The organism is Taklimakanibacter deserti, assembly GCA_003574785.1.
Genome location: QORU01000012.1, coordinates 224,173 through 249,342 on the forward strand (window position 1 = coordinate 224,173; position 25,170 = coordinate 249,342).

General features: G+C 63.3%; 25 protein-coding genes. 13 read left to right on the forward strand and 12 right to left on the reverse strand.

What is annotated here, in order from left to right:
* Nucleotides 1-149: 149 nt before the first annotated feature.
* From DS839_RS24870 to DS839_RS24895, 6 genes are all read left to right on the forward strand, one after another.
* Nucleotides 150-779 carry an RraA family protein gene (locus DS839_RS24870; RefSeq protein WP_368911898.1) on the forward strand — a complete coding sequence of 210 codons (630 nt, stop codon included), beginning with the start codon at nt 150-152 and terminating at the stop codon, nt 777-779.
* An 8-nt stretch (nt 780-787) separates the two neighbouring features.
* Nucleotides 788-1,963: an NAD(P)/FAD-dependent oxidoreductase gene (locus DS839_RS24875; protein WP_119273178.1), complete on the forward strand. Its 1,176-nt coding sequence runs from the start codon at nt 788-790 to the stop codon at nt 1,961-1,963.
* A 63-nt stretch (nt 1,964-2,026) separates the two neighbouring features.
* Entirely contained in the window at nt 2,027-2,698 is a 672-nt protein-coding gene (locus tag DS839_RS24880; RefSeq protein ID WP_119273179.1) for a GntR family transcriptional regulator, read from the forward strand.
* A 101-nt stretch (nt 2,699-2,799) separates the two neighbouring features.
* Nucleotides 2,800-3,591 carry an SDR family NAD(P)-dependent oxidoreductase gene (locus DS839_RS24885; RefSeq protein ID WP_119273180.1) on the forward strand — a complete coding sequence of 264 codons (792 nt, stop codon included), beginning with the start codon at nt 2,800-2,802 and terminating at the stop codon, nt 3,589-3,591.
* A 22-nt stretch (nt 3,592-3,613) separates the two neighbouring features.
* The gene (pxpB, locus tag DS839_RS24890; protein WP_368911899.1) at nt 3,614-4,276 is read left to right on the forward strand and encodes a 5-oxoprolinase subunit PxpB; all 663 of its coding nucleotides are present in this window, start codon (nt 3,614-3,616) and stop codon (nt 4,274-4,276) included.
* On the forward strand, nt 4,269-5,234 hold the full coding sequence (locus DS839_RS24895) for a 5-oxoprolinase subunit C family protein (RefSeq protein ID WP_119273182.1): 966 nt from the start codon (nt 4,269-4,271) through the stop codon (nt 5,232-5,234). The genes pxpB and DS839_RS24895 overlap by 8 nt, the downstream gene beginning before the upstream one ends.
* On the opposite strand, the gene DS839_RS24900 is transcribed toward DS839_RS24895, so the two are convergent.
* The 5 genes from DS839_RS24900 to DS839_RS24920 form a co-directional block, all read right to left on the reverse strand.
* A complete protein-coding gene (locus DS839_RS24900) occupies nt 5,231-6,010 on the reverse strand; it encodes a LamB/YcsF family protein (RefSeq protein WP_119273183.1) in 780 nt (259 codons plus the stop codon). The two genes, DS839_RS24895 and DS839_RS24900, sit on opposite strands and share 4 nt — an antisense overlap.
* Before the next feature lie 3 nt (nt 6,011-6,013).
* On the reverse strand, nt 6,014-6,736 hold the full coding sequence (locus DS839_RS24905) for an amino acid ABC transporter ATP-binding protein (protein WP_119273184.1): 723 nt from the start codon (nt 6,734-6,736) through the stop codon (nt 6,014-6,016).
* Complete coding sequence (locus DS839_RS24910; protein WP_119273185.1) at nt 6,733-7,383, reverse strand: amino acid ABC transporter permease; 651 nt, start codon at nt 7,381-7,383, stop codon at nt 6,733-6,735. The genes DS839_RS24905 and DS839_RS24910 overlap by 4 nt, the downstream gene beginning before the upstream one ends.
* 8 nt (nt 7,384-7,391) lie before the next feature.
* Nucleotides 7,392-8,054 carry an amino acid ABC transporter permease gene (locus DS839_RS24915; RefSeq protein ID WP_119273186.1) on the reverse strand — a complete coding sequence of 221 codons (663 nt, stop codon included), beginning with the start codon at nt 8,052-8,054 and terminating at the stop codon, nt 7,392-7,394.
* Between the two features lie 93 nt (nt 8,055-8,147).
* A complete protein-coding gene (locus DS839_RS24920; protein WP_119273187.1) occupies nt 8,148-8,966 on the reverse strand; it encodes an ABC transporter substrate-binding protein in 819 nt (272 codons plus the stop codon).
* Nucleotides 8,967-9,163: 197 nt separating this feature from the next.
* On the opposite strand from DS839_RS24920, the gene DS839_RS24925 reads away from it, so the two are divergent.
* From DS839_RS24925 to DS839_RS24945, 5 genes are all read left to right on the forward strand, one after another.
* A complete protein-coding gene (locus DS839_RS24925) occupies nt 9,164-10,366 on the forward strand; it encodes an aminotransferase class I/II-fold pyridoxal phosphate-dependent enzyme (protein WP_119273188.1) in 1,203 nt (400 codons plus the stop codon).
* An 8-nt stretch (nt 10,367-10,374) separates the two neighbouring features.
* Nucleotides 10,375-10,794 (forward strand): acetyl-CoA carboxylase biotin carboxyl carrier protein, encoded by a 420-nt coding sequence (locus DS839_RS24930; RefSeq protein WP_119273189.1) that lies wholly within the window; start codon nt 10,375-10,377, stop codon nt 10,792-10,794.
* The gene (gene accC, locus DS839_RS24935; RefSeq protein ID WP_119273190.1) at nt 10,794-12,161 is read left to right on the forward strand and encodes an acetyl-CoA carboxylase biotin carboxylase subunit; all 1,368 of its coding nucleotides are present in this window, start codon (nt 10,794-10,796) and stop codon (nt 12,159-12,161) included. Before DS839_RS24930 ends, accC begins: the two co-directional genes overlap by 1 nt.
* Nucleotides 12,158-12,529, forward strand: a complete 372-nt coding sequence (locus tag DS839_RS24940; protein ID WP_119273191.1) for a hypothetical protein — start codon at nt 12,158-12,160, stop codon at nt 12,527-12,529. Before accC ends, DS839_RS24940 begins: the two co-directional genes overlap by 4 nt.
* A gap of 238 nt (nt 12,530-12,767) precedes the next feature.
* Entirely contained in the window at nt 12,768-14,567 is a 1,800-nt protein-coding gene (locus DS839_RS24945; RefSeq protein ID WP_119273192.1) for a glycosyltransferase, read from the forward strand.
* On the opposite strand, the gene DS839_RS24950 is transcribed toward DS839_RS24945, so the two are convergent.
* Complete coding sequence (locus DS839_RS24950) at nt 14,540-15,286, reverse strand: SDR family oxidoreductase (protein WP_368911900.1); 747 nt, start codon at nt 15,284-15,286, stop codon at nt 14,540-14,542. The genes DS839_RS24945 and DS839_RS24950 overlap by 28 nt on opposite strands.
* A 220-nt stretch (nt 15,287-15,506) precedes the next feature.
* On the opposite strand from DS839_RS24950, the gene DS839_RS24955 reads away from it, so the two are divergent.
* Both DS839_RS24955 and DS839_RS24960 read left to right on the forward strand, forming a co-directional pair.
* Nucleotides 15,507-16,289 (forward strand): creatininase, encoded by a 783-nt coding sequence (locus DS839_RS24955; RefSeq protein ID WP_119273271.1) that lies wholly within the window; start codon nt 15,507-15,509, stop codon nt 16,287-16,289.
* 7 nt (nt 16,290-16,296) lie between these two features.
* Nucleotides 16,297-17,628, forward strand: a complete 1,332-nt coding sequence (locus DS839_RS24960; RefSeq protein ID WP_119273194.1) for an 8-oxoguanine deaminase — start codon at nt 16,297-16,299, stop codon at nt 17,626-17,628.
* A 1,504-nt stretch (nt 17,629-19,132) separates the two neighbouring features.
* Here DS839_RS24960 and DS839_RS24965 read toward each other — a convergent pair.
* Genes DS839_RS24965 through DS839_RS24990 form a run of 6 tightly spaced genes read right to left on the reverse strand, consistent with a single transcriptional unit; the run spans nt 19,133 to nt 25,153 of the window.
* On the reverse strand, nt 19,133-20,119 hold the full coding sequence (locus DS839_RS24965; RefSeq protein WP_119273195.1) for a quinone oxidoreductase family protein: 987 nt from the start codon (nt 20,117-20,119) through the stop codon (nt 19,133-19,135).
* Complete coding sequence (locus DS839_RS24970; protein WP_119273196.1) at nt 20,119-21,102, reverse strand: agmatinase family protein; 984 nt, start codon at nt 21,100-21,102, stop codon at nt 20,119-20,121. Before DS839_RS24970 ends, DS839_RS24965 begins: the two co-directional genes overlap by 1 nt.
* Before the next feature lie 18 nt (nt 21,103-21,120).
* The gene (locus tag DS839_RS24975; RefSeq protein WP_119273197.1) at nt 21,121-22,050 is read right to left on the reverse strand and encodes a polysaccharide deacetylase family protein; all 930 of its coding nucleotides are present in this window, start codon (nt 22,048-22,050) and stop codon (nt 21,121-21,123) included.
* A gap of 10 nt (nt 22,051-22,060) precedes the next feature.
* On the reverse strand, nt 22,061-22,660 hold the full coding sequence (locus DS839_RS24980) for a DUF1989 domain-containing protein (protein ID WP_119273198.1): 600 nt from the start codon (nt 22,658-22,660) through the stop codon (nt 22,061-22,063).
* 10 nt (nt 22,661-22,670) lie between these two features.
* Nucleotides 22,671-24,206: a histidine ammonia-lyase gene (hutH, locus tag DS839_RS24985; protein WP_119273199.1), complete on the reverse strand. Its 1,536-nt coding sequence runs from the start codon at nt 24,204-24,206 to the stop codon at nt 22,671-22,673.
* A gap of 2 nt (nt 24,207-24,208) precedes the next feature.
* A complete protein-coding gene (locus DS839_RS24990; RefSeq protein ID WP_119273200.1) occupies nt 24,209-25,153 on the reverse strand; it encodes an ABC transporter permease in 945 nt (314 codons plus the stop codon).
* Between the last annotated feature and the right edge of the window lie 17 nt (nt 25,154-25,170).

Here is a 25,170-nt window from a genome sequence, read left to right on the forward strand (position 1 = left end):
GCTTCTCCCCTTGCTTCGGTGGAACTCTACCTCACCGCTAGGTGATGAATGCGCGTTAAATGAGAAGGCCTGATCCGCGAATGCTTGACAGCCTTCCCTTCAAATTGGATACTATATTCAATATTGACAGTGCGCGAGGTGACAACGAAGTGTCCGGCTCTGATGACGAAACCTGTTCCCACCTCATTGCCGGCTTTCGCCTCGCCTCGACGGCGCTGATCAGCGACAATCTGAGCCGGCTGCCGGGCGCGCCCGGCATTCGTCCGTTTCATCGTCTCACCGGCGTCATGGCCGGCCGCGCGCTGACCGTCAGAACCAGAGGCGGCGACAATCTCTATATCCACAAAGCTCTCGAGATGGTGCGGCCGGGCGATGTGATCGTCGTCGATGGCGGTGGCGACGTGACGCGGGCGCTCATTGGTGAGATCATGACGAGCATCGCGGCATCGCGCGGTGCCGCGGGCTTTGTGCTCGACGGCGCCATTCGCGATGCCGGGGCCATGTCCAGGTCCGACTTCCCGTGCTTTGCCCGCGCCGCCACCCATAGAGGACCCTATAAGAACGGACCCGGCGAGATCAATGTGCCGGTCACGGTCGGCGGAATGATCGTCAGTCCCGGCGATATCATTGTGGGCGACGAGGATGGGGTCGTGGCTTTCCCGGTCGCGGGGGCGGATGAGTTGCTCGCCGCCGTCAGGGCCCAGGCGGAGCGCGAGCAATCCATTCTGCAGAGCGTCCGGGAAAACCGCTATGTCAGCGCCTATGGCAAGAGCGTCTGACGACCGACATGCACAAGACCTATGATGTCGTGATCATCGGCGGCGGCGTCATCGGCAGCGCCATTGCCTATTTTCTGTCCGCCAACGCCGATTTTACCGGCCGCATTGCCGTCGTCGAAAGAGATCCTTTCTACGCGTCCTCGTCATCGTCCTTGTCGACGAGCGCGATCCGCCAGCAATTCGGCACGCGAGCCAACATCCTCGCTTCCTCCTTCAGCATCGACTTCCTGCGCGATGCAGGACGGCATTTGAGCATCGCCGGCGACAAGGTCGACATCGGCCTGCGCGAGCCCGGCTATCTGATCCTGGGCCGGCCGGACCAGGCCGGCATCTTCCAAAGCAAGCACGCCATCCAGCGCGGCTGCGGGCTCAATATCGAGCTGTTGAACGACGAGCAACTGGCGGAACGGTTTCCCTGGCTCAACACTGATGGATTGGCGATCGCCTCTTACGGCCTCGAGAAGGAGGGATGGTTCGACGGTCCGGGATTGCTGCAGGCCTTCAAGCGCGCGGCCCGCACTCATGGTGTCGACTATGTCGCGGGCGACGTCACCGGACTGACGATGCACGGCCGGACCGTCGCGGCTGCCCTGCTGCAGGGCGGCGATCGGCTTTCCGCCGGCACATTCGTCAATGCCGCCGGTGCATGGAGCAGCGCCATTGCGCTGATGGCCGGGTTCTCCTTGCCGGTGGTGCCGCGCAAGCGCTGTGTCTTCGTGTTCGACAGTCCGGAGAAGCTCGGGGACGCCCCATTCCTCCTGGATGCGAGCGGCGTGTTCATGCGGCCCGAGGGGCATCTGTACATTTGCGGCGTCACGCCGCCCAACGAGAATGCCGATGACGACTTCAGTCTCGACGTCGACTACGATCTCTTCGATGAGCTCATCTGGCCCGCTTTGGCGCATCGCGTCCCGGGCTTCGAGCGGCTGAAGCTGCTGCGCGGCTGGGCCGGTCTCTACGAGTACAACAAGTTCGACCACAGCGCGATCATCGGCTGTCACCCCGAGGTCAGGAATCTAGTGCTGGCCACGGGCTTCAGCGGCCATGGCATGATGCATGCGCCGGCGGCGGGCTCGGGTGTCAGCGACCTCATCCTCCACGGAGAATATCGCAGTATCGATCTGTCGGATTTCGCCTTCGAGCGCGTGGCGCAGAATCGACCGATCGCGGAACACGTCTATTGACATCGGTCGCGGCGCGGCTGAAACGATATTGGATACAATTGCCCCTGGGCGAGACGAGGATAGATGGCGGAAGCGGTTCTTCGAAAGCAAACCATTTCGGCGCAAGTGGCCGACGTCATCCGCTCGCGCATCCTGTCAGGCGCCTATGCCGGCGGGTTCCAGCTGCGCCAGGAGCATATCGCGGCCGAAATGGGCGTCAGCCGGATTCCGGTTCGCGAGGCCTTGCATCAATTGCATTCGGAAGGCTTCGTGACCCTCGTCTCGCACAAGGGGGCCGTCGTATCGGAACTGTCGCTCGATGAGATCCTCGAGCTGCATGAATTGCGGGCGCGGGTCGAGACATGGCTCTTGTCGCTCGCCATTCCCAATATGACCGAGGTCGATCTGGCGCGGGCCAAGGAAGCCGCCGAACGCTTCGGCGCGCTTAAATATTCGCATGATCTCAATTGGGAGTTTCACGCTCTCCTTTACGCGCCGTCGAAGCGCAAATCGACCATCGAGCTCATCGGCAAGGTCTATCAGAAGATCGAACGCTACACGAAGCTGATGATCGCCTTCGCCACCGAGAATCAGGAAAGATCCCACAAGGAGCATCTCCAGCTCCTCGAGCTGTGCCGATCCAAGGATGTCCTGCGGGCGGTCAATCTCCTGGACATGCATATTCTCGACAATGGCCGGCTTCTGATCGAGCGCCTGACCCAGATGCGGGAAGAAGAGACTCCGACCGGTCGCTGATCAGCCCGAGCAAGCAAATCCCTTGTGTTTTTCCCAAGATAGCTCTTGCCCGATTAAAATGGATATATTATCCATTATTCGGGCAACAGGCGGAGCGTTTCGTGAAGCATAAGGACAAGGTCGTCGTCGTGACGGGTGCAGCGCAGGGGCTGGGACTCGCCTGCGCGGAACGCTTCTATCAAGACGGCGCACACGTGCTCCTCGTCGATATCCAGGAGACAAAGCTCAAAGCCGCTGCCGAAAGGTTCGGTGCGCGCGGTGCCTGGTGGGCGGGAGACCTGAACCGCATCTCGAAAGCCATGGCGGTCGAGATCATCGCCAAAGCGCTCAAGAGCTTTGGCCGGCTCGATATCCTGATCAACAATGCCGGCATCATCCATCTCGCCGACTTCGTCGATTTTCCCGAGGAGGAATTCGACCGCATCCAGCGGGTCAACCTCAAGGCGCCGTTCCTGATCGGACAATCGGCTGCTCGGGCGATGATCGATCAAGGCCAGGGCGGCGCCATCGTCAATATGTCGTCGATCAACGCCATCCTCGCCATTCCGAACTCGGTCGGTTATGCGGTGTCCAAGGGCGGCATCAAGCAGCTCACCGCCGTGATGGCCGTCGGCCTCATTCGCCACGGCATCAGGGTCAATGCCATCGGACCGGGAACGATGCTGACCGAGATGGTAAAGAGCTCGGTGATGGCGAGCCCGGAGCAGCGGCGCATGATCCTGTCGCGTACGCCTTCGGGACGCTGCGGCGATCCCTCCGAGGTCGCAAGCGTCGCCTCCTTCCTCGCCAGTGACGATGCCTCCTATATCGTCGGCCAGACGATCTATCCGGACGGCGGCCGCCTGGTGCTGAACTACACCGTTCCCGTCGCCGAGGCGGTCTTGGATGGCTGAGAGCTGAGCGACGGAGATGCCGGTGCCGCCGGACATTGTCATTAAAGCCGCGGGCGCGAATGCGCTCCTCATCGATGCGGCGCAGGACAGTTTCAGCGAGGACACGCAGGAGAGGATCTGGGTCCTTGCCGCGCAATTGCGCGACATGCCGGGAATCAGCGAGACTGTTCCCGGCATGAACAATTTGCTTGTGCTCTACGATCCCTTGGCGCTCGATCACATCACATCGGAGAGAGCGCTTCGCCTTCTGTGGGCAGATCCCGTCATTGTGCCGAAGGCCGGGAAAGTCGTCGACATCCCGGTCATTTATGGCGGTCCGAGGGGCGAGGATCTCGGGCTGTGGGCACGCCATTGCGGCCTCTCCCGAGAGGAGGCCGTGCAGCGGCACGCACGCGCCACTTATCGTGTTGCCGCCTTGGGCGCCATGCCGGGCTTTCCCTATCTCTCCGGCCTTCCGCCGGAACTGGCGATGGACCGGCGCGATGTGCCGCGCGTTGCGGTCGCCAGGGGTGCCGTGATCATCGGCGGTGCGCAAGCGGGGGTGATGCCGACGGCGGCGCCCTCCGGATGGCATGTGGTTGGGCATGCCGATATCGCGCTCTTCGACATCGAGCGTGTCCCGCCGGCGCTGCTGGCACCGGGCGATCGCGTGCGGTTTTCGATCGCGGGGCTCGAAGATGATTGAGATCCTGAGCAATGGCGCCGCCAACACGGTCCAGGATCTCGGCCGCTTTGGCCATCTGGATATCGGCGTCAGCCGCTGCGGCGCCATGGACGCGGCAGCGCTCACGGCGGGCAATGCGCTCCTGGGCAACGAATCTTCGGCGGCGGGACTGGAGATCGCGATCTTTCCCTTCCGGCTGCGCTTCCTGTCGGACATCGACGTCGCCGTGACGGGCGCCGATTGCGCCGCCGCTCTCGATGGATGGCGGTTGCCGCCCTTCTGGGCCATATCGGCGCGAAGCGGCCAGGAACTCAAGCTGTCGCCGCCCATTGCCGGCGCGCGCGCCTATGTCGCTTTTGCCGGCGGCATCGATGCCGCCGAAATTCTGGGCTCGCGCTCGACCGACCTCAAAGGCGGCTTCGGCGGCCATAAGGGGCGCGGCCTCGAGCGCGGCGACAGGCTCGGCCTCGCGAAAATCGATGGCCGCCGCCGCAAGCTGCCGCCCGGCGGACTGGGTGCGCTTCCTCTTGATTTCCCGAACGCCGGCGAGAAGACGGTCGATGTGCGCGTCACGCCGGGCGCCGAGTTCGATGCTTTCGCGCAAGCATCCATCAATTGTTTCTTCGCCGCGCCCTGGACCGTGTCCGCGGCGTCGAACCGGATGGGCTATCGCTTGTCCGGTCCCCTTCTCACGCTCACGCGGCGGCGGGAATTGTTCTCGCACGGCATCCTGCCCGGCACGATACAGGTGCCCGCCTCGGGCCAGCCCATCATCCAGCTCGCCGATGCGAATACCTGCGGCGGCTACCCCAAGATCGCCCATGTCATCGAGCCCGACCTGGCGAAGCTCGCCCAGACGCCGGCCGGGGCGCGCATCCGCTTCCATGCGGCGACCATCGCCACGGCTCTGGAGGAAGCAGCGAAGTCGAAGGCGCTCCTGGACGATATCAGGGCCACGGCGGCGCTGATCTGCGGCTAATCCGCAAAGGATCTGATCCGCACCCCGGCCTCTTCCAAGGTCTCCCGCACCCGCCGAGCGATCGCGACGGCACCGGGCGTGTCGCTATGCACGCAAATGGAATCGATTTGTGTCGCGAGCGATCTTCCGGAAATCGTCTCGATCGCGCCCTGTTCGATCATGCGCTGGATGCGTTGCGCCGCCTGATCGGCATCATGGATGACCGCGCCTTCGATCTGGCGCGACACGAGCTGGCCCTGATCGCCATAGGCGCGGTCGGCGAAGATCTCGGATTTGACGGTGAGGCCCATCTCTCGCGCGATGAACGTCTGCTCGCCGAGAGCGATGGTGAGGCAGATGAGGGTGGGATCGACGGCCCGGATGGCGCGCGTCACCGCGCGCGCGACGCTCGCATCGGTCTGGGTGAGGTTGCCGAGGGCGCCATGCGCCTTGACATAGGACAACCGGTGCCCGGCATAGGCGGCGAGCGCCTGCGCCGCGCCGATCTGATAGGCAACGAGCCGTTCGATCTCGCTGGCCGAGAAGGGCATGGGCCGGCGGCCGAAGCCCCAAAGATCGGGAAAACCCGGATGCGCCCCGACGGCGACCCGGTTCTCGCGCGCCAGGCTGAACGTCGCCGCCATGATCTCGGGATCGCCGGCGTGGAATCCGCAGGCCACATTGGCCGAGGTGACGATGCCGAGGATCTCCGCATCCCGCCCCATCGCATAGGCGCCATAGCCTTCGCCCATATCGGAATTGAGATCGACGGTGAGGCTGGAGGACGATGCGGCCATGAGCTAGAGGACCGATTTGAGGAAGGCTGCGGTTTCCGGGCGCGCCGGAGTCCCGACCACCTGCTGCGGCGGACCGATCTCATGGATCTTGCCGTCCTTGAAGAAGGCCACCCGGTCCGACACCTCGCGCGCGAAGCGGATTTCATGCGTGACCACGATCATCGTCATGCCCTCTTGCGACAGCATGCGCAGCGTATCCAGCACTTCGCCGACGAGCTGCGGATCGAGGGCGGAGGTCACCTCGTCGAACAGCATATAGTCGGGCGACATGGCCAGCGCCCTGGCGATCGCCATGCGCTGCTGCTGGCCGCCGGAGAGCCGGCTCGGAAACACGCCGAGCTTGTCGGCGAGCCCCACATGGGTTAGCTGCTTCACCGCGATCGCCTCGGCCTCGCCGGAAGATTTCCTCAGCACCTTGCGCAGCGCGAGCGTCACGTTTTCGAGGACGGTGAGATGCGGGAAGGCGTTCCATTGCTGGAACACGATGCCGATCTTGCGGCGCAGCCGGTTGATATCGGTCTTCTTCGCATGGACATCGGTGCCATCCACCATGATCCGCCCGCTCTGTATGGATTCGAGCCCGTTGATGCACATCAGCATGGTCGATTTGCCAGACCCCGAGCCGCCGATGACGGAGACGACCTCGCCCTTGCTCACCGTCATGGAGACGCCGTCGAGGACCTTGATCGTGCCGTAGGATTTTTCGATGTCGTGGATTTCGATCATTGCGCGGTCCATTTCCTCTCGAGCCACATACCGAGCCTGCCTAAGGGAAAGCTCATGGCGAAATAGATGGCGCCGGCGATCGCCAGGACGAGCAGCGGCTCCTGGGTGCGGGTGATGATCGTCTGCGAGGCGCGCAGGAGCTCGGTGATGCCGATCCACAGCACCAGCGACGTATCCTTCATCACGCCGAGCGTCAGGCTGATCCAGTTGGGCAGCGCCACCTTGAGGGCGATGGGGAAGACGATGTTTGTGAGATCCTGGAAGTAGGACAGCCCGAGCGAGCGCGCCGCGCGCCGCGTCGTCTGCGGCACCGCCAGGATGCCGGCGCGCACGATCTCGGTGCAGTAGGATGCGGTATAGATCGCCAGCACCACGCAGGCGATCGCAAAGACGGGCAGGTTCGTCGCGAACATGGAATTGGCCGCGTTGAACAGCACGAACTGGATGAGGAGCGGGACCGAGCGGAAGATGTCGAGGAAGAAGCCCAAGGGCGCGCTCAGGTGCCAGGGGCCTTCCGAGCGCACGACCCCGAAACAGAGGCCGAGCAAGGTGCCGAAGGCCACCGACCAGAAGGTGATGGCGAGCGTCACGCCGGCACCCTTGAGCATGAAAATGATGTCATTGGCGCCGAACGACATGTGCAGCATGGCAATCCTCAATAACGGAACAGGCGGCCGGCCATGAGGCGCGCCGTGACGGTTACGGATTTCGCCAGCAGGTAATAGAGCACCGCGGCGATTGTGAAATATTCGAAGGTTCTGAAGGTGACGACATTGAGCTGCTGGGTGACGCCCATCAGGTCGTCGGTGAGGCCGACCACGACGCCGAGCGAGGTCATCAGGATCGCCCAGACCATCTGATTGGTGATCGGATAGAAGACGATGCGGAAGAGCTGCGGCAGGACGATCGAGACGAACACTTGCGGCGCCGTCATGCCGAGCGAGCGCGCCGCCCTGACCTGCGTCTCGGGGATGGCGCGGAGGCCGCCGCGAAAGGCTTCCGCCAGATAGCCGGCATTGTTGAAGGTGACGCCGGCGACGAGGGACGGGAAGGAATCGAGCTGGAGACCGAGCGAGCCGAGGCCGAAATAGACCATATAGACCTGGAACAGCGCCGGCGTGTTGCGCGCGATCTCGACCCAGGTCACATGGATGGCCCTGAGGATCGGATTATGCGATTGGGCGAAGAGCGCCAGCATGATGGCGAGCGCGATGCCGAAGATCATCGACAAGGCGGCGATCTCGAGCGTCGTTGCGGCGCCCCAGAGGAGTTGCGGCATCGCTCTGATCGCGGGATCCCAATGGAAGGTGTAGTGCATCGCTCGCGCAGAAACTTCCCGATGTGAAAAACTGGGCCCGGCAGGCCCAACGCGGTCGCCGCGGGGCTTGCCGGGACTCCGCGGCCCGCGCGATCAGCGATAGACGCCCTTGACGGTCAGATCGACGACGTCGCCTTCGCCGATCCACTTCTTGTAGAGCTCGGCATAGCGCCCGGTGCGCACCTGCTGATTGATGAACAGATCCATGTAGTTGATGAGGCCTTGCTCGCCGCGCAGCGTCACCAGCGCGACATAGTCCGGCACATAGGGTGTGTCGCCGGCGACGAGGAGGTCGGGATATTTGCCTGACTTGATCAACTCATTGGTCATGGTCGAGATGACCGGCGTCGCGTCGATCTGCCCCTGGCTCAGCGCCAGGATGGCGTCGGCTTGCGACTGATAGGCGCGGAATGTGGTGTTGGGATCGTTGAGCTTCTTGACATCCGCTTCCCATTGCAGGCCTTCGAAGGTGCCGGCGACGGCGCCGGTCTTGTGGCCCTTGATGCCGTCATAGCTGGTGATGCCGGTATCCTTGCGGGTCAGGACCACTTGCTTGTAGGCGAAATAGGGAATCGAGAAGCCGATCGTCTTGGCGCGCTCGAGCGTGTCGGAGGTCGAGGCGACGGCGATATCCGCCCGGTTCGACATGATGGCCGGGATGCGGTCGGGCAATTGCGTTTCCACGATCTCCGGCTCGACGCCCAGCACCTTGGCCAGATCGCGGCAGTAGTCGACATCGAAACCCGAGGGCTCGCTCTTGTCGTCGCGAAAGCCATTGGGCGGGATATCGAGCGTAACCGCACAGCGCAGCTTGCCGGAGGAGATGATGTCGTCGAGCTTGTCGGCCTCTGCGGGCAGGATCGTGGCGACGAGGGCGCAACAGGCGGCGAAGGTCGAAATGGTGCTTTTCATGGTCCATCCCCTAGATGTCTGAAGGCTTGTTTTTGAATATTGGATAACATATCCAGTTTCTATTTTCCATTAAACCACTCGTCAGTCAAGCCAGTTCCGGTAATTTTCTGCTTTGGGGAAGTCAAATTGGGGAGATCGCCATTCGTTGACGCCGTAAATAGAATATTGTATCCAAAACAAAGAAAGGGAGATGAGTTTTGAAAGTCACCGCCCCGCGCCTCGATGTCATCAAGCCCAGCCCGAGCCTCGCCGTCACCGCCAGGGCCGCAGCGCTGCGGGCATCGGGACTCGACGTCATCAGCCTGAGCCTGGGCGAGCCCGACTTCGAGACGCCGCCCAATGTCGTCGAGGCGGCAATCGTGGCGATGCGCCAGGGCGAGACCCGCTACACCGCGGCCGACGGCACCACCGCCCTGAAACAGGCGATCGGCGTGAAGTTCGCGCGCGAGAACGACCTGGCCTACGGCATCGATGAGATCACCGTGGCTTCGGGTGCGAAGCAGATCATCTACAACGCCCTTCTGGCGACGCTGGCGCCGGGCGATGAGGTCATCGTGCCTGCGCCCTATTGGGTTTCCTATACCGACATCGTGCTGTTGGGCGAGGGCGTGCCGGTGATCGTGCCGTGCCCCGCAGCCTCGGGCTTCAAGCTTCGTCCCGATTCTCTGGCGGAGGTCATCACGCCGCGCAGCAAATGGCTGATCCTCAACTCGCCGTCCAATCCGACGGGCAGCGTCTATAGCCGCAGTGAGCTCGAAGCCTTGGGTGAAGTCCTGATGCGCCATCCGCGCATCCTTGTCATGACGGATGACATCTATGAGCACATCCTTTTCGATGGCCGCCGCTTCCATACGATCGCGCGGGTCGTGCCGGAGCTGAAGAGCCGCACGCTCACGGTGAACGGCGTATCCAAGGCCTATGCGATGACCGGCTGGCGCATAGGCTATGCCGGCGGCCCGCGCCAGATCATCGAAGCCATGGCCATGCTGCAGAGCCAGAGCACCTCGAACCCGTCCTCGATCTCGCAAGCCGCGGCCATTGCCGCTTTGCTCGGACCACAGGATTTCCTGGCATCGCGCTCTCGGCAATTCCAAGATCGCAGGGATCTCGCTCTTGGCCTCCTCGGCGGCATAGCAGGCCTTTCATGCCGCTCGCCCGAGGGCGCGTTCTATCTTTACCCGGAATGTGGCGCGCTCATCGGCCGCTTGAGGCCCGACGGCCGGCCGATCGAAAGCGACGACGATGTGGCTCTCTACCTTCTCGAAGAGGCCGGGGTTGCGGTCGTGCAAGGCTCGGCCTACGGGCTTTCGCCGCATTTTCGCATTTCTTTCGCGACCTCGCCCGACAATCTCGAACGTGCCATCACGCGCATCGCTGCGGCCATCGCCCGGCTGCGCTGAGGCCTTCCATGGACAAGGACTTCATCGCCGGCCTCATCGCTCTCGTCGAAAATGCCGATATTGCGGAACTCGAATTCTCGCAAGGCGAGGAACGCATAAAGATCATAGGCCGGCAGAGCGAGGCCTATCCGTCGCAGCGTCCAGCCGCGCCGCCAGCCGTGGCGCCCAACGACAGCGAGAAGGAGCATGCGATCATCGCCGGCATGTCGGGACTCTTCCATCGCTCGCCGGCGCCCGGCGCCGAACCCTTCGTTTCCCTGGGCGACGCCGTGGCGGAAGGCCAGACACTTGCGCTTCTCGAGGCGATGAAGTTGCTCACCCCGGTCGAAGCCAATTGTGCCGGCCTGATAGCGGGAATCGATGCGGCGGATGGCGCGACCGTCGAGCGGGGGACACGGCTCTTCACCATCCGCCCGCGGGAGGGATGATGTTCGACAGTGTACTGATCGCCAATCGCGGCGAGATCGCCTTGCGTATCCTGCGCGCCTGCCGTGCGCTTGGCTTGCGGACGATCGCCGTGTATTCCGAAGCCGACAAGGATCTGCGCCATCTGGCCCTTGCCGATCAGTCGCTGTGCATCGGACCGGCAAGAGCGGCTGAGAGCTATCTCGACGGCAATGCCATTATCCTCGCGGCCCGGCTCACCGGTGCCGGGGCCATCCATCCGGGCTATGGCTTCCTGTCGGAGAATGCCGGTTTCGCCGAGGCCGTCGAAAGGTCTGGGCTCACTTTCATCGGACCTTCATCTGAGGCCATCCGTCTGATGGGCGACAAGGTCTCGGCCAAGCGGACGATGCGCGCCGCGGGCGTCCCTTGCGTGCCGGGCTCTGAGGGCGCCCTGCCGGACGATCCCCTGGCGATCGCCGATATTGCCGAAGCGGCGGGCTACCCGGTCATCGTCAAGGCGGCAGGGGGTGGCGGCGGGCGCGGCATGCGCATCGTCCGCGATCCCACCGAGCTTGCCCAGGCGGTCGCCGTGACGCGCGAAGAGGCGGCGCGCGCCTTCAACAATCCGGCGCTCTATATCGAGAAATTTCTCGAGGCTCCTCGCCATATCGAGATCCAGATCCTCACCGACAAGCACGGCAACGCCGTGTGGCTCGGCGAGCGTGACTGTTCGATGCAGCGCCGGCATCAGAAGGTGATCGAAGAGGCGCCCGCTCCGGGGATAGCGCGCGAGGAGATCGCGGGGCTCGGCCGGCGCTGTATCGAAGCCTGCCTGAGTTTCGGCTATTGCGGCGCCGGCACTTTCGAATTCCTCTATGAGGACGGCGCCTTCTATTTCATCGAAATGAATACCCGGGTGCAGGTCGAGCATCCGGTCACCGAGCTCATCACCGGCGTCGATATCGTGCGCGAGCAGATCAACATCGCGAGAGGCGGCGCGCTCGCCATCACCCAGTCCGATATCCGCATGCATGGCCATGCCATCGAGTGCCGGATCAATGCGGAGGATCCTTTCTCCTTCACGCCGGCACCTGGATGCGTCGAACGGTGGACGCCGCCGGGCGGTCCGGGCATCCGCGTCGAATCGCACCTCTATTCGGGCTATGTCGTCCCCCCGCATTATGATTCGCTTATTGCCAAGCTCCTGGCGCACGGCCAGACGCGCGCCGAGGCGATCGCCCGCATGAAAGGAGCGCTCGAGGAGATCGAAACCAGGGGTTTGACCACCAATGTCCCGCTGCATGTCCGCCTGTTGTCTGAAGAGGGCTTTGCTGCGGGCAGTTTCGACATTCATCATCTCGAGACCCTGATCGCACAAGGATGGCTCAAGCAGGAGGCTAGGCCATGACGCTCGCCGAGATCGCGGAGATCGTCGCGGTGGCCCGCGCCATGGGCCTGACGGCGGCCGAATACCGGACTGGACCCGGCCTGCTGCGGTTTCGGCTAGCCGCCGTGGGGGGAGATCCGGCGCCTGGGCCGGCATTTGCGCCAGTGAAAGCCCCATGCGCCGGGGTGTTTCTCCCTGTGCATCCGACACCCACCAGCATCGGTGCTCCGGGCGACATCATCGCGTTCCTGAAGATCGGGCCGTGCCTGCGGGCCATTCAAGCGCCTCGGCCAGGAATCCTGCGCCGCCGGGCCGAGGAGGGGAGGCTGGTCGGCTATGGCGAGATTCTATTCGAGATTGAGCCGCGCGGCACGCCGTCACAGAGATAAGATCTTCCGGGCGAATCCTGTTGCAATTGCTGGTGAAACCGCCACAAGCTGTTGCCTTGTCCGATTCCGAAGGTCGTAAACCTTCGAGGGCAGCGGACTAGCCTGGGACGGCAAAGTGGCAACGGGGCCGAAAGAGACGCTTCGCGGTGAAGGCGGGAACAGGAAGGCTGTTCCGGCCAAGTCCTTCATTTTGCCCATTATTCCCACGTCCGCGCAGTTGCTGGAAGCCATCCAGCGGATGACGCCCAACGAGGCGCAGCAGGCTTTCCGCCACCGCGTCCTGCCCATTTCCTGGGAGCCCGGCAAGACCGGCTATGTGGCGGCGGGCGAACGCGCCAAGGCCTATGCCAAGGAACAGGGGCTCGAGGTCACCGCCATTACCAATGAGCGCACGGTCTTGCGCGAATTGCAGCGCGGCCAGGAAAACGAGCTCAGCCAGAACGCGCTCTGGGGCCTCAAGACCCGCTTTCCCCTCCATTCCGCTGCCCAGCCCTTTACCGCCCAGCAGGCGCTGTGGCTGATCTTCGCTGTGGCCTTCGTCGCCTTCGCCCTGATGTGGGACAGGGAGCCGAGCCTCGTCGCGGGCTTCACGGCGATGCTGGCCCTGTTCGCGCTTTTGGGCGGCTTCCACATCTGGTGCATCCTGCCGGTGAAGCTCCCGCACGCACCGATCTCCAAGCTCATCCCGGATGCCGAATTGCCGGTCTATAGCGTGTTCGTGCCCTTGTTTCGCGAGAGCAAGATCGTCGAGCAGACGATCGCGAGCCTGAAGGCGCTCGACTATCCGGCCGCCAGGCTCGACATCAAGCTCATTCTCGAGGCGGAGGACGGGGCCTTGAGCAAGAGCCTCGAGGACATGCGCCTGCCGGCGCATATGGAAGTGATCGCCGTGCCGAAGCTCGGCCCCCAGACGAAGTCGAGGGCCTTGAGCTATGCCTTGCCCTTCGCGCGCGGCGAATTGCTTGTCGTCTATGACGCCGAAGATATTCCGGCCGCCGATCAGCTGCGCCGCATCGCCGGCGCTTTCGCCGTGGCGCCGAAGACCGTTGCCTGCCTGCAGACCCAGCTCAGCTTCTGGAACCGCAATGAGAACTGGCTGACGCGCCAGAGCGCCCTCGAATATGCCTTCCAGTTCAAGCTGCTGTTTCCGCGGCTCGCGAAAACCGGGGTACCTCCCCTCTTCGTCGGCTCCTCCAGCCATTACCGGATCGCCACTTTGCGCCATGTCGGCGGCTTCGATCCGCATAATGTCGCGCGCGATTCAGGCTTGAGCTTGCGCCTCGCCCGCTTCGGATTCCGCACCGTTCTGTTTCCATCGCCGACGCGCGAGGAGGCGACGACACGTCTCAGGGACTGGATGGCACAACGCATCCGCTGGATCAGAGGCGCGCTCCAGACCACGATCGTCAACAGCCGCTCGCCCTTCCGCATGTCGCGCGAGCTCGGTCCGCGCAACTTCTTCCTGACGCAGATCGTCACCAGCGTGAGCCTCGTTGCCGCTCTGGCGCATCCTTTGTTCCTTCTCTGGGTGGCATCGAGCGTCGCCCTTCTGCTGCTCGACCTGCCGCAACCCGGCCAGCTCTGGCTGTTTCTGCAAGGTCTCTATGTGATCGTTGCCGTCTTCGCCTTCCTGGCGGCGATGGCGGCGGCCATCAGGACATCCTGGTTCTTGGGCAGCGGCGCGTGGGTCTTCACCATCCTGACTCTTCCGGTTTATTGGCTGCTGATCTCGATCGCGAGCTGGGTCGCGGTGGTGCAGTATTTTTCCGGCGTCACGAGTTGGGCCAAGACGCCGCATGGCGTGAGCCGCGTCAAGCCGCAGATCGTGGCGGAGAAGAAACCCGACAAGACGCCGGCCATCAAGCCGTTGATCGCCAAACCTGTGGCCAACAGCCCGCTGGCCGTCAAAGCTGCGGCCAACGGTCCATTGGCTGTCAAAGCTCCGGCCAACAATCCACGGGCCGTCAAACCTTCAGCCAACACGCCGTCGGCCGTAAAACCGCTGACTGCTCAGCCGCGGCCGACAAAAGGCATCTGATTGGCCATCACGGTCATGAACAGCACATTCACATCGAGCGGCAGTGACGCCATGTGGACGACGGCGTCGACCACATGGCGCACATCCATGGTCGCTTCGACGGCGGTCGATCCGTCGGCCTGAAACACGCCGGTCTTCATCTTGGCCGTCATGTCGGTTGCCGCATTGCCGATGTCGATCTGGCCGCAGGCAATATTGTGGATGCGCCCGTCGAGCGAAGCGGCGCGGGTCAAGCCGGTGATGCCATGCTTGGTGGCGGTATAGGGCGCCGAGAAGGGGCGCGGCACATGTGCCGAGATCGATCCGTTGTTGATGATCCGCCCGCCTTTCGGGTCTTGCGCTTTCATGAGCCGGAAGGCTTCCTGGGTGCAATAGAAGGCGCCCGACAGGTTGGCATTGACGACCGCTTGCCACTGCTCAGCGGTTAGCTCGTCGAGCGGGATGGCCGGCGCATTGACGCCGGCATTGTTGAACAGGACGTCGAGGCGGCCGAAGGCCGACTTGATCTCGGCGAAGAGCCGGGCGACGGATTGCGGGTCGCCGATGTCGGCGGCGACGGCCAATGACGATCCGCCGATGCTCTTCTTCGTCTCCTCGAGCGCATCCTTGCGACGTCCGGTCAGGACGACGCTGTAGCCGGCCTTGCCGAGCCCGATCGAAACGGCGCGCCCGATGCCGGAGCCCGCGCCTGTGACCAATGCGATCTTGGATTGAGCCAATGAAACCTCCGTAAGATGAATGTGCCCGTGTCCTATCCCGGCCGCGGATAATAGGTGCCGGCACGCGGCGAACAAGCGGAAATCTGCCGACATGGCTCATGCCGGTACAATGCTGTTTCAGCATCGGAGCTTCGCGCAATCAAGCCTTGTCATCGGTGCCGACGGCTGTTCCACTGGCGAGAATCGCTTGCCAGACAAACGGGGATCAAGGGGGAGTATGATGGCGGAAACGGTTTTTCTTGCCGAGGTGAGCTGGCCGGAATTCGCCCGGCGCATCGCCCAGGGCGCCCCGGTCTTCATCCCCGTCGGCGCCACCGAGCAGCATGGCCGGCATTTGCCCTTGAGCGTCGATGCCATCATCCCGACATGGATCAGCGCCGAGGTCGCCAAGCACTGCGGCGGACTCGTCGTGCCGCCGATCGCCTATGGCAATCGCTCGCAGCCGCGCTCGGGCGGCGGTCCGGCTTTTCCCGGCACTATCAACATCACCGCCACCACTCTGTCATGGCTGCTGCGCGACATCATCACCGAGCTCCATCGCCATGGCGCCCGCCACCTGGTCGTGGTCAATGGCCATTATGAGAATATCTGGCCCTCGGTGGAGGGGATCGAGCTCGCCCTCGATCATATCGGGCGTGAGCGCACCCAAGGGCTGAAAATCCTGCGCATCGATCACTGGGAGCTGGTGAGACCCGAAACCCTGGCGCGCGTCTTTCCCGAGGGCTATCCCGGCATCGAGCTCGAGCATGCGAGCGTCATCGAGACCTCGATCATGCTGGCGCTGAAACCCGAGCTTGTCGATCTCGCCCAGGCTGCCCATGATGGGCCGGCACGGTTCAAGCCCTATGACCGCTTTCCGGGACCTGTCGCCGAGGTGCCGGCCTCGGGCGTGCTCTCCGAGACCAAAGGCTCGTCGGCGGAAAAGGGGCGGTGGCTCCTGGCCGACGCGGTGGAGCGGATCAAGCAAGCCGTCGCCGAGGAATTCGGCAAAGAAGTTGGGTGAGGAAGCTATGCGCCTGTGGATACGCAGTCCCTTGGCCTGTCTCGCCGATGATGCGGGCGGCGGTATTGTCGTCGAAGACGGCAGGATCGTCGAACTCGTCGCTTCCGGCGCGCAGCCGGCGAAGCCGGTCGACGAGACATTCGACGCCCATCGCCATGTCGTGCTGCCGGGTCTCGTCAATGCGCATCACCATATGTATCAGACGCTGACGCGCGCCCATCCGCAGGCGATCAACAAGGAGCTCTTTCCCTGGCTCAAGACGCTCTATGGCTACTGGTCGCGGCTCACGCCCGACGCGCATTGCCTCGCCACAAGGCTCGCCTTGACCGAGCTTCTGATGTCGGGCTGCACCACCGCTTTCGATCATCACTACCTTTTCCCGCGCGGCTGCGAGGAGGCGATCGACATCCAGGTCGATGAGGCGAAGAAGCTCGGCCTGCGCATGGTGGTAAGCCGTGGCTCCATGGATCTCTCCGAGCGCGATGGCGGCCTGCCACCCGACAGCGTGGTGCAGGACCGCGACGCCATTCTCGCCGACAGCGAGCGCGTGATCGGGCGCTACCATGAGAAGGGCGAGGGCGCGATGATCCAGATCGCGCTCGCCCCGTGCACGCCCTTCACCGTCACGCGTGAATTGATGGCCGAGACAGCGACGCTGGCGCGCCGGCATGGCTGCCGCCTTCACACGCATATCGCCGAGACGCGCGATGAAACCCAATATTGCGAGGAGCGTCTGCACTGCCGGCCGGTCGATTATCTGGAACAGACGGGCTGGCTCGGACCCGACGTCTGGCTCGCCCATGGCATTCATTTCAATGACGACGAGATCGGCCGGCTCGGCCGGCATGGGCTCGCCGTCTGCCATTGCCCGACCTCTAACATGGTGCTCGCATCCGGTCATTGCCGGACCCGCGATCTCGAAGGAGCGGGCGTCGCGGTGGGCCTTGGTGTCGACGGCTCGGCCTCGAACGACAATTCCAATCTGATCGAGAGTGTCCGGCATGCGCTGATGATCAACCGGCTGACCTATGATGCGACGATCACCCATCGCGATGCCTTTCGCTGGGCGACGGAAGGCTCGGCCCGCTGCCTCGGACGCGACGATATCGGCAGGATCGCGGCCGGTTGCCAGGCGGATCTGGCGCTCTTCACCCTCGATGAATTGCGCTTTTCCGGCGCCGGCGATCCGCTCGCGGCACTGGTCCTGTGCGGCGCCCATCGTGCCGACCGCGTCATGGTCAAAGGCCGCTGGCTGGTCACGAACGGCATGCCGGTGGGCATCGATATCGAGCGGCTGCGCCATGAGCACGGGGCCGCGGCGCGGCGCTTTGTCGATTAGACTGCCGCCTCGCGGGAATTCGGTGCTTTGCAAACAAGGCGGGCACGGGGCCAATCGCCCTTACCGATGGGGACTCTCCTCTTGGACTGGTTACTTTACTTTTCGCTCTTGAGGGCTCGGTGAGCCGGCGGAGCCGAGGCGATCTTCTTCCCCGAGTCAACGAACCGTTCTTCGGATTCGTCGCAGCCTAGGACTAGCGCCTTGCCAACTGTCCGCAGGGACGAGGAGTGGTCTTAGTCTAATTCGCGGGGCTTCCGCTGCCTGGCTACAATATCGGTCGCAGCAACTCGCGCCCCATCACCGTCTCCAGCATGGCGCGGCACGGACAACCAGGCGTGTGCAAAAAAGCGGGCCGCCTATAACCGCCTGGACGAGAAAGCACAGGCTTACGAGCAACCCGGCTGATCAGGAGTTTGAACGGCGTGCCGGCGCTTTATTTCAGTGGTTGGGAGCACACTGAGTAATGTTTAACACTTTACACCAGGAACGGATGACTGTCTTTCGCACTTCGCTCTGCAATTCGTCCGTGCAGTGTCGCAGCTTTGCTGGCTCCGACCGCCCTTCGCGGCTTCGTCACTGCACTTCACATGCTCATCATCACATTTGGTTGGGCATTTCGGGTCGACATAATAACATTGAGCCACCGCTAGTGTCCCTCCCAGCAGTAGGAGAGCAGCGCTCATCAACACGACATTCTTCATCTTGCCCTCCTCTAGTGCGCAGAAGCGCTTATGCCAATCGTTCAGTGTTATTGACCGACGTATGGCAATTCGGTGCCAAGAAAGACTTTGCTGAATTTCAAGCTAGGTCGTGTACACAAACCTCATCGGGCCCCTGACACCGCTACCTCCACACCAAGCTTTGACCGACGTCCATGCCTAACTACGACTAGGCGGTACATCTGTGGGTCATATTGGAGTAGTTGCACCGACCTGCTATCGTTGTGCTTAGGTCCGCCAAGTCGCAGGGACTTGAATGTCCTCACTGTCGTACCTGCCGACGATTCGATTGATATGTCCACTGATGCGGCCACTTTTCCACCTCGATAGCCGGACCAAGATTCGTTGTCCGCATCCACGTTCTTTTGCTTTACCAGCTGTTTCGCACTCGCCAGCCAAAATGTGAAGTCGCCCTGATAGGAATCGATGTTTTGTCGGAGAATTTCGCGCGGATCGCAATCCGCAGCGACAGCTGATTGTGACAAAGGTAGGAGAATCAGTACTGCTAGCAACACAGGCCTCGATCTCATAAACTCCCTCCGACTGAAAAATGGAAAGACAGCATTCCTCGCGCAGCATCATGCCTAAGTAGGCTGATTGCCCCACATCCAAAATGACACACATGAACATGCTCCCCGTTTCGCCTAGTCAGGGCGTGCCGGGTGTGCTCGACGCTATTGCAAATAAGGCTGCGCGGCCATTTTCGTTTTAATTTTCCGACATGCCGCTAGGTAATCATGGACTCAGATTTCAGAAAGAGTCAATGGGCTTCGACCACGATCTCTTTAGATCGAGAGGTCGAGCAACAGCTTGCCGGAGACGTTCCGCGATTCGAGGAGCTTGTGCGCCTTGCCGGCATCGGCGAGCGGCAGGATGGCTTCGATCGGCATGCGCAAGCTGCCATCGGCCAGAAGACCGAGGATCGCCTTGATGCCGCGCCGCCAGGCGGGCGATCCGGGTCCCGCCTGCAGGAACTCGAAGCCGGCAAGCGACGTCGAGCGTTCATAGAGCTTGGCGCGGATATCGAAATCGGGATAGCCCGCCGCCTCGCCGATGTTGATCACCCGGCCGAAGGGTTTCAGCGCATCGAAGCTCTGCTCCAATATCTCAGCACCGAGTGAATCGATGACGAGATCGACGCCGCGCCCTTTCGTCAGGCGCATCGCCTCGGCGACAAAATCCTCATTCGAACGGTCGATGACATGATGGGCGCCGAAGGCGAGCGGGCGCGAGGCCTTGCCGGCGGAGCCCACAGTGCCGATCACTTGAGCACCCTTGAGATGGGCGAGCTGCGTCAGCATCAGCCCGACGCCGCCGCCGATCGCATGGATGAGGATGGTCTCGCCGCGGCGCAGCCGATGCGCGCTGTGGAGGAGGTGCCATGCGGTGATGGCGGCCGCCGGCATGGCGGCGGCGAGATCGAGGGGGATCGTGTCCGGCAACGCGATCGCATAGTCCTGAGGCACGATGCAGCGATCGGCATAGCCGCCGAGCATTTTTGGCCCGGTGATCGCCGCGACCGGCTGGCCGATGCGCAAGCCCCGCACTTTGGCGCCCTTCGCCTCGACATGGCCCGAAACTTCGAGCCCGATGACGGCCGGATAGTCGATCGGAACGGGATAGACACCCTGCCGCTTCTGGATGTCGCCCCAGTTCACACCGGCATAGCGCACCGCGATCCTCACCTCATCGGCGCCGGGCTCGGGCGTTGCGAGCTCCTTGAGCTCGAAACGATCGATATCGCCGGGCTCCGAAAGGACGAGCGCCCGCATCACGCGCGGTCCCAGGACCGGACTTTGCCGGCCTTGCCCGCCGCGAGGCAGGTGATCGCCTCGGCCATCAGCTTCGCGGCGAGGGTCGCGGTATGGCCGCTCTTCGAATCATAGTCGGGCGAGACCTCGACCACATCGAAGCCGGCGAAACCGCGCTCGCAGCCGAGCCTCACCCCATTGATGATCTCGCGCGCGGTAAAGCCGCCGGGCTCGATGCTGTTCGTGCCCGGCGCGAAGGCGGGATCGATCACGTCGATATCGACGCTGACATAGGGCGGCTGGCCGTCCGGCGAGACGATGCCGAGCGCCTCCTCGACCACCGCTTCGATGCCGCGCTTCTGCACGACGCGATCGGGATAGATGGTGATGCCGAGCTCGCGCGCGAGCGGCGTCCAGTCGGCGAGGTTGCGCGCCCCCTTGGGCCCGATGATCCCCATGCGCTTGGGATCGACCTCGGGCAATTCGCAGATGCGCAGGACCGGCGAGGCACGCGTCAGCCGGTCGTTGTTGAAGCTCTCCGAGAGATCGAGATGGGTGTCGAAGAGGAGAAAGCCCAAAGGCCCGCCTTGATGCGCCGCCACCGCCTTGACCGCGGGATAAGTGACGCCGTGATCGCCGCCCATCATCAAGGGCACGGCGCCGATCTTCAGGATCTCGCCGATCTTCTTTTCGAGCCGCCGATAGCTCTCGGGCGTGTCGCCCGGCACGACATCGATATCGCCGCAATCGGCGATCTTCACATGGTCGTCGACATTGAGGTCCCAGTCGAAATGATAGGAGCCGAAGAGCAGCGAATATTTGCGGATCTCCTGCGGCGCGCGCCGCGTGGCGCCGCCGCGGAAGGTGGCGATGCCATCATAGGGCATGCCGATGACGACGGCGTCGGGCGATCCGCATGTCGCGAGATCGCGCGCGTAAGTCGAGGCCATGAAGGCCGGCACGTCGCCGAAGATCTTCGGGACTTCCGAAGGCGAAAGGGCCATGTCGTCTCACCTCCCTGTTCAGTGGCCGGGCTTGCGCAGCATGGGCGAGGGCGGCGGCGAGGGGATCTGGAGCTTGTCGTAATAGGGCAGCTTGTCGACCCGCGCCTGATAGGCGCCCTTCTTGCGCTGCGCCTGGACATGGCTGGCGATGTCCTCGAGCCGCGCGAACCACACATCGCCGGTGTTCAGCATATATTCGATCATCTTCTCGATCCGGAGCCAGCGCGACAGGCGGCCACTGACGAAGGGATGCCACACGCCGATCCACAGGCCCCCACCGGCGCTCCGCATCGCCTCGAACTCGGCCATGAAGGTCTCCATGGCGCGGTCCGGCGACATGATCTGGAACATGTAGTTGAGATCGATCGAATGGACATAAGGCGGCCAGTCGTCGAGCGCCCAGCTCGACGGCAGTTCGACGATTTCGCCTTTGCCGTTGTCGAGGATATAGGGGACGTCATCGCCCATCAGCGATGAATCATAGAGGAAACCTTCCTCCACCAGGAGGTCGGTGGTGTGCATGGAATAGTTGTAGAGCGGCGAGCGGTTGCCGCGCGGGCGCTTGCCGGTGTGCTTCTCGATGACGCCGATCGAGCGCTGCATCCAATAGTGCTCTTCATCGCGCGACAGCGCATTGGGCGCCTCGTGGATATAGCCGTGGAAGCCGACCTCATGGTCGTCCTTGATCATGGCGTCGACCGCTTCCGGATAATGCTCGATGCACCAGGCAGGCACGAAGAAGGTTTGCTTGAGGCCGTAGCGGCGATAGCCTTCGAGGATGCGCGGCACGCCGACCTGCGGCCCGTATTTCAGCATCGAGATGGTCGAGACGCGGGTGATCGAATCCTGCGGATGCTCGATATGGACGAGGCTGTCGGCATCCATGTCGAAGGTGATGGCGACGGCGACTTTGGCGCCGTTCGGCCAGGGGACGGGTCGTCTGATCATGGGATCATCCTTAAGAAAGAATCTGGTAGTGCGCTTCGACGGTCTTGCCCTTGTTGATCGGCAATATGTCCTGCGGGCAGGCCGACATGGCGACGATGCAGTCCATCTTGGCGCGCAAGATCACATAGTCGCCGGCTTTCGAGACGGGCTCGCCCCAGCCGGTCTTGCCCTCCTTGTCGACCGGAATGTTCATCCACAGATTGAGCGGTGACGGCACTTCCGGCGGCTCGAGGCCGATCTGGCGCATGCCGGCATGGAGATTGTCGGTGCAATTGTCGTGATATTCCGTGCAGCCGAGCAGCCCGTAGCGATAGTCGTCGCAGGCCGCGAGCAGCGTGTCATGGATGCCGGGCGATGTGTCTTCCTCGAAATGGAGGATGGCGCGTCTGCGGTTGGTGAAGAGGTCGTGCCCCTTCCTGGGGAAGATCGTGCCGATGGTCGGGCGCATATGCTCCATCGACATGAACTCATGCAGGTCCTCGGCGCTGAAGGCCCAGGTGTCGACCACCTGATGGCCGTGGGTATTGATGATCTTGATCGCCTGGCCTTTGCTGAGGCGGCAGGCCCGGCCGCGACGCGCCGGAAGAGTGAAGATTTCGGATGTGGACATGATGCCTCCGTTATTGGTTCGACGTGACTGAGGTGAGCGCGATATCGCTCGGCAAAAGGGTGCGGAGCTCGCCTTTGAGGACGAAGTCCTTCACCGCCGCGATATCGGGCGCGAAGAACCGGTCTTCCTCATAAGCGGGCGCGAGACGCCTTATCCGGGCATGGACATCCTCGAGGACGTGGCTCGATCGCCGCGGTCTTCTGAACTCGATGCCCTGGCAGGCGGCGAGGAGCTCGATCGCGACGATCGTTGCGACATTGTCCGCCATGTCGGCGAGGCGGCGGGCCGCGAAGGTCGCCATGCTGACGAAGTCCTCGTGATTGGCGGTGGTCGGGATCGAATCGACGCTTGCCGGATGGGCGAGCGACTTGTTCTCGCTGGCCAGCGCTGCCGCCGTGACCTGCGCCACCATGAAGCCTGAATCGAGCCCCGTCTCCTTGACCAGGAAGGCGGGCAGCCGGCTGTGCTGCGCATCGGTGAGCATGGCGATGCGCCGCTCCGCCATGGCGCCGGTCTCGGCGAGCGCCAGCGCGATGCCGTCGGCCGCGAGGCCGACCGGCTCGGCATGGAAATTGCCGCCATAGATGATGTCGCCGCTTTCCGCGTCGACCATCGGATTGTCGGTCCAGGCGTTGATCTCGGCGGTGAGGATGGTCACGGCCTGGCGCAATTGATCGAGACAGGCGCCCATCACTTGCGGCTGGCATCTGAGGCAATAGGGATCCTGCAGCCGCCCGTTCTGCCGCGCCTCGCCACGGATTTCGCTTCCCGCGAGGAGAGAGCGGAAGAAGCGCGCTACGGCGATCTGGCCGGGCTGGCCGCGCGCCTCATGCAGCCTTGCATCGAAGGCCATGTCCTGGCCATGGGCGGCCTCGACGCTCAAAGCGCCGGCGATGAGGGCTGAAGCCAGCATGTCCTCGGCGGCGAAGAGGCCAGTGACCGCGAGCGCGGTCGAGGCCTGGGTCCCGTTGACCAGCGACAGGCCCTCCTTGGCTTCGAGCACGAAGGGTTGGAGACCCTCGAGACGCAAAGCCTCGGCCGCCGGCAGGATGCGCCCTGCATGGATGACATCGCCGGTGCCGATGAGGGCCGCCGCCATATGGGCGAGCGGAGCGAGATCGCCCGATGCGCCGACCGATCCCTTGCACGGCACGAGCGGCGTGATGTCATGGTTGAGCAGGGCGAGGAGCGCCTCGGCGAGCTCGGGCCGCGCCCCCGAATAGCCGCGCGCCAGGGCCGAGGCCTTGAGCAGGATCATGCGGCGCACATCGGCGATGCGCATGGGCTCGCCCGTTCCCGCCGCATTGGAGAGGACGAGGCGGCGCTGCAGGTCGGCAAGATCATGCGCGCCGATGAGATGCGAAGAGAGCGTGCCGAAGCCGGTATTGACGCCATAGGTCGGCGTGCCGCTCGCGATGCGCTCTTCGACGATCCGGCGTGTGCGCGCCATCTCGGCGCGCTGCTCGAGGCTGAGCTCGAGCTTGAGCCCATTGCGCGCGAAGTCGCGCAAGTCTTCGAGGTCGAGATCGCCGGCTCTGAGATACATGATCAGGTCTTCGATTCGCGCCGATAGGGCAGGCCCACCGCGGCCGGCGGCTTGACCCGGCCATAGAGGCCGATGAGGGCGAGGATCGAGGCCACATAGGGGAGTGCGGTGAAGATCTGATAGGGCACGGACGGATTGGCGAATTGCAGGCGCAGTTGCAGCGCGTCGCAGAAGCCGAAGAACCACGAGGCGAGGAGGGCGCCCAGCGGATCCCAGCGCCCGAGAATGATGGCGGCGAGCGCGATGAAGCCTTTGCCGGCGCTCATATGCTCGGTGAAGACGAAGACCTGCGACACGACGATATAGGCGCCGCCCAAGCCCGCGAGGCCGCCGCTGATCAGCGTGCACAGGAAGCGCACGCCATAGACCGGCACGCCGGCCGAGTCGGCGGCGCCGGGATTTTCACCGGTGGCGCGCACGTCGAGGCCGAAGGCGCTGCGATAGAGCAGCCAGTAGAGGAAGGGCACCAGCAGATAGAGCAGATAGATGAGCGGATCCTGGTCGAAGAAGACCGGGCCGATGACGGGTATTTTGGAAAGACCCGGTATCGCCCAGGGCGTGAAGCCGGGCAACGTCTTGGTGGTGGCGTTGAGGCCGAAGATGAGGCGCGCCAGGAAGGCGGTGAGGCCGATCGCCACGAGATTGATGGCGATGCCGGTGACGATCTGGTTGACATTGAGGCGGATCGACAGGATGCCGAGGATGGCGCCGCCGAGCGCGCCGAGCGCTATGCCGACGACGACGCCCATCACCGGGCTGCCGGTGAGGAACGTGCCGAGCGCCGCCCCGAAGGCGCCCGACAGCATCATGCCTTCCATGCCGACATTATAGACGCCGCCCCGCTCGCAGATGACGCCGCCGAGCGCCGCGAAGGCGATCGGCACCATCAGGCGCAGGCTGGTGCGCAGCACGTCGGTGATGAGCGCCAGATCGAGCCATTCAAGCATTCTGTTTCTCCCCAGGT

What these genes read in the sequence shown, in the direction of transcription:
- DS839_RS24875 (WP_119273178.1), top strand. Translation starts at nt 788, where the DNA reads ATGCACAAGACCTATGATGTCGTGATCATCGGCGGCGGCGTCATCGGC.
- DS839_RS24880 (WP_119273179.1), top strand. Translation starts at nt 2,027, where the DNA reads ATGGCGGAAGCGGTTCTTCGAAAGCAAACCATTTCGGCGCAAGTGGCC.
- DS839_RS24895 (WP_119273182.1), top strand. Translation starts at nt 4,269, where the DNA reads ATGATTGAGATCCTGAGCAATGGCGCCGCCAACACGGTCCAGGATCTC.
- DS839_RS24900 (WP_119273183.1), bottom strand. Translation starts at nt 6,010, where the DNA reads ATGGCCGCATCGTCCTCCAGCCTCACCGTCGATCTCAATTCCGATATG.
- DS839_RS24905 (WP_119273184.1), bottom strand. Translation starts at nt 6,736, where the DNA reads ATGATCGAAATCCACGACATCGAAAAATCCTACGGCACGATCAAGGTC.
- DS839_RS24910 (WP_119273185.1), bottom strand. Translation starts at nt 7,383, where the DNA reads ATGCTGCACATGTCGTTCGGCGCCAATGACATCATTTTCATGCTCAAG.
- DS839_RS24915 (WP_119273186.1), bottom strand. Translation starts at nt 8,054, where the DNA reads ATGCACTACACCTTCCATTGGGATCCCGCGATCAGAGCGATGCCGCAA.
- DS839_RS24920 (WP_119273187.1), bottom strand. Translation starts at nt 8,966, where the DNA reads ATGAAAAGCACCATTTCGACCTTCGCCGCCTGTTGCGCCCTCGTCGCC.
- DS839_RS24930 (WP_119273189.1), top strand. Translation starts at nt 10,375, where the DNA reads ATGGACAAGGACTTCATCGCCGGCCTCATCGCTCTCGTCGAAAATGCC.
- accC (WP_119273190.1), top strand. Translation starts at nt 10,794, where the DNA reads ATGTTCGACAGTGTACTGATCGCCAATCGCGGCGAGATCGCCTTGCGT.
- DS839_RS24940 (WP_119273191.1), top strand. Translation starts at nt 12,158, where the DNA reads ATGACGCTCGCCGAGATCGCGGAGATCGTCGCGGTGGCCCGCGCCATG.
- DS839_RS24945 (WP_119273192.1), top strand. Translation starts at nt 12,768, where the DNA reads ATGACGCCCAACGAGGCGCAGCAGGCTTTCCGCCACCGCGTCCTGCCC.
- DS839_RS24955 (WP_119273271.1), top strand. Translation starts at nt 15,507, where the DNA reads ATGGCGGAAACGGTTTTTCTTGCCGAGGTGAGCTGGCCGGAATTCGCC.
- DS839_RS24960 (WP_119273194.1), top strand. Translation starts at nt 16,297, where the DNA reads ATGCGCCTGTGGATACGCAGTCCCTTGGCCTGTCTCGCCGATGATGCG.
- DS839_RS24965 (WP_119273195.1), bottom strand. Translation starts at nt 20,119, where the DNA reads ATGCGGGCGCTCGTCCTTTCGGAGCCCGGCGATATCGATCGTTTCGAG.
- DS839_RS24970 (WP_119273196.1), bottom strand. Translation starts at nt 21,102, where the DNA reads ATGGCCCTTTCGCCTTCGGAAGTCCCGAAGATCTTCGGCGACGTGCCG.
- DS839_RS24975 (WP_119273197.1), bottom strand. Translation starts at nt 22,050, where the DNA reads ATGATCAGACGACCCGTCCCCTGGCCGAACGGCGCCAAAGTCGCCGTC.
- DS839_RS24980 (WP_119273198.1), bottom strand. Translation starts at nt 22,660, where the DNA reads ATGTCCACATCCGAAATCTTCACTCTTCCGGCGCGTCGCGGCCGGGCC.
- hutH (WP_119273199.1), bottom strand. Translation starts at nt 24,206, where the DNA reads ATGTATCTCAGAGCCGGCGATCTCGACCTCGAAGACTTGCGCGACTTC.
- DS839_RS24990 (WP_119273200.1), bottom strand. Translation starts at nt 25,153, where the DNA reads ATGCTTGAATGGCTCGATCTGGCGCTCATCACCGACGTGCTGCGCACC.